Annotated in this window: 3 protein-coding genes; 2 read left to right on the top strand and 1 reads right to left on the bottom strand. The window is 52.4% G+C overall.

Translation table 11 applies throughout. The features are described 5' to 3' along the window. Positions 1–680 (bottom strand): CHASE2 domain-containing protein (locus H6F43_RS15095; protein WP_190343557.1); only part of this gene is annotated, 680 nt, incomplete at its 3' end. A gap of 190 nt (positions 681–870) precedes the next feature. On the opposite strand from H6F43_RS15095, the gene H6F43_RS15090 reads away from it, so the two are divergent. Both H6F43_RS15090 and H6F43_RS15085 read left to right on the top strand, forming a co-directional pair. Continuing rightward, positions 871–1,341 (top strand): DUF3574 domain-containing protein, encoded by a 471-nt coding sequence (locus H6F43_RS15090; protein ID WP_190343556.1) that lies wholly within the window; start codon positions 871–873, stop codon positions 1,339–1,341. Positions 1,342–1,610: 269 nt separating this feature from the next. After that, on the top strand, positions 1,611–2,143 hold a 533-nt coding region (locus tag H6F43_RS15085), incomplete at its 3' end, for a 5'-methylthioadenosine/S-adenosylhomocysteine nucleosidase (RefSeq protein ID WP_190343555.1).

Below are 2,143 nucleotides of genomic sequence, written 5' to 3'. Positions count from 1 at the left end.
GAACCCAGCTTGAGTGAGCCGTTCGACGATCGTTCCAGCGCAATTCCTTCGACGTTTAAGTAGCGCAACGCAAGCTGCAACCCAAACCCAAGCGCTGCGTCCGAGTCCTCGCAGACAGATGCGGCTTCTCCGCTCGCGTTTGTTGGCGGCAGCACGGTTAGAAGGGCGCGGCGCAAAATTCCGTCCGGGTCGGCTTCCAGATTCACTGCCCCAATCTGGTCTGCCTTTAATCCTCCGGGCGGCAGGAAGCCATGATCGAAGCGATCGCGCACTCGACACACCGCAATCAGTCGCTCAGTGCGCTGCATCGTTTCTAGAAGCTGAAGATACTCCAGAATTGTGTTCTTCCCGGAGCCAACTGGCACATCACGAATGATGTCCAAGCCGATCGCGCGGGGAGCGAGTGCCTCCAGGTTTTCCAGTAGCAGGCGCACGGTGCGATCGGTCAGCGGAGTTTCACGCGCGTGACTATCCTGATCGTGAATGCCCACAATCAGCAGGCGATCGTCTGGCTTCTCGCTTGGTCGCAGTCGCGTGAGTTGATCAAATCCGCTCAATTCCAGCGGTTGCAAAAAGCCTGTCTGCCGCACCCCAATGATCACTGCCGTCACAACCGCACTTGTCACCAGCACAGTTCGACTGGCAGAAAGCCGCGATCGCCCATGAAACAACATCGCCATTTACTATCCGACCTGCGGAGTTTGCACAGGGAGATATCCCATACATACGCCGCTAAAACGATTGATCCGGAAAGGACTGCCTGCATAAACCTGCCATTTGCACCCTGTAAATCCTCACAGCCGCGATACCGCATCGTTAATTGACTGCGCGTTATGACTCAATCGCGGCACCAACTTACTGAGGTGATTTATGAACAAAATGCGTCGAATGCTGATAGCCGCGTCGCTTGTGACAGGATTAACGCTAAACATTGCCCTTGCACCTAGCTCTGCACAGCAGCCCGAACAGGCTGGTACAGAAACCTTAAGCAGGTCGAGAGCTTGTAGACAGGTCAATGGCGAGGTCTTTGCCAGAACCGAGCTATTTTTTGGATTGTCAAAGTCGGATGGTTCGACAATATCCGAGGAGGATTTCCAAGATTTTGTCGATCGCGAAGTGACAGGACGCTTTCCAGATGGACTGACGTTACTATCTGGCTCTGGTCAATTTCGGGACTCAAATGGCACGGTTGTCAAAGAGGGATCAAAGCTATTAATTCTGCTGTATCCGTTCAGCAAGGAAAGCAGTCGCGCGATTCAGGACATTCGTGCTGCATACGTTACCGCGTTTCAACAACAGTCGGTGCTGCGGGTTGATGAACAATCGTGTGTATCGTTCTAAAGCACAGCCGCTTTAAATCTCAGTAATGAGCGGCTAGTGACTCGCTTGTCCGTGCTGGGTCGATCGTCCGCAGCCAGTTTCTGCGTGACGATCAGTGCACGACGCTGAATCTGCTGCAACAAGCGGAAGGTGAGAACGTGGATCGAATCGTTTTATCGAAGATAAATCAGCCTCACTCAATCTTCACGTACCATCGTGCCGTTTAATACAGACGTACACTAAATTCGACGGAAGAATCAGTGGCGCAGCCACTAAAGGAGCACTACCCCATGTCCTCTAGAAAACTTAAACGCATCGTTGCCCTTGTCCTTCTCTGTCTTGCCCTCTTTGCAACCCAAGTTGCGGCTCAGGAACAGCCACAGGCAAAAAAACGGTGTCTGACTGAGTGTAAACCCCGCATGGGTATCGTTTCAGCGTTTGGTAGCGAGGCAGACATCCTCCTAGCTGAAACAACGCGCAAACGGGAATACCGAATTAACGGCAATGTCTTCACGACGGGGGAGCTTAGAGGCAACCGTGTGGTGGTGGTTCTAACTGGGGTGAGTATCGAGAACGCCACCATGATTACGCAGCTATTGATCGACCATTTCAACGTTCATCACCTGCTGCTTAGCGGCATTGCAGGCGGCGTTGATCCTGACAAAAAAGTTGGTGACGTAGTCATTCCTGAGCGTTGGGCACAGCCGCTAGAGGTCTACTTTAATGGAGACAGCAACGTGCCGTCTCCCTGTGGCACACCTGGTGATTTAACCTGTTTAGGTTTAAAGCTGTCCACGTTTACCAGCACGCCAAATTCTGACTA

This window comes from Leptolyngbya sp. FACHB-36 (genome assembly GCF_014695955.1).
Lineage (GTDB): Bacteria > Cyanobacteriota > Cyanobacteriia > Leptolyngbyales > Leptolyngbyaceae > FACHB-36.
The sequence above is the reverse complement of the archived record's forward strand: the minus strand, read 5'-3'. Positions and strand labels throughout refer to the sequence as shown.

Bases quoted from the DNA above. Each gene is read 5' to 3' on its own strand.
- H6F43_RS15090 (WP_190343556.1), top strand. From the start codon at position 871: ATGAACAAAATGCGTCGAATGCTGATAGCCGCGTCGCTTGTGACAGGA.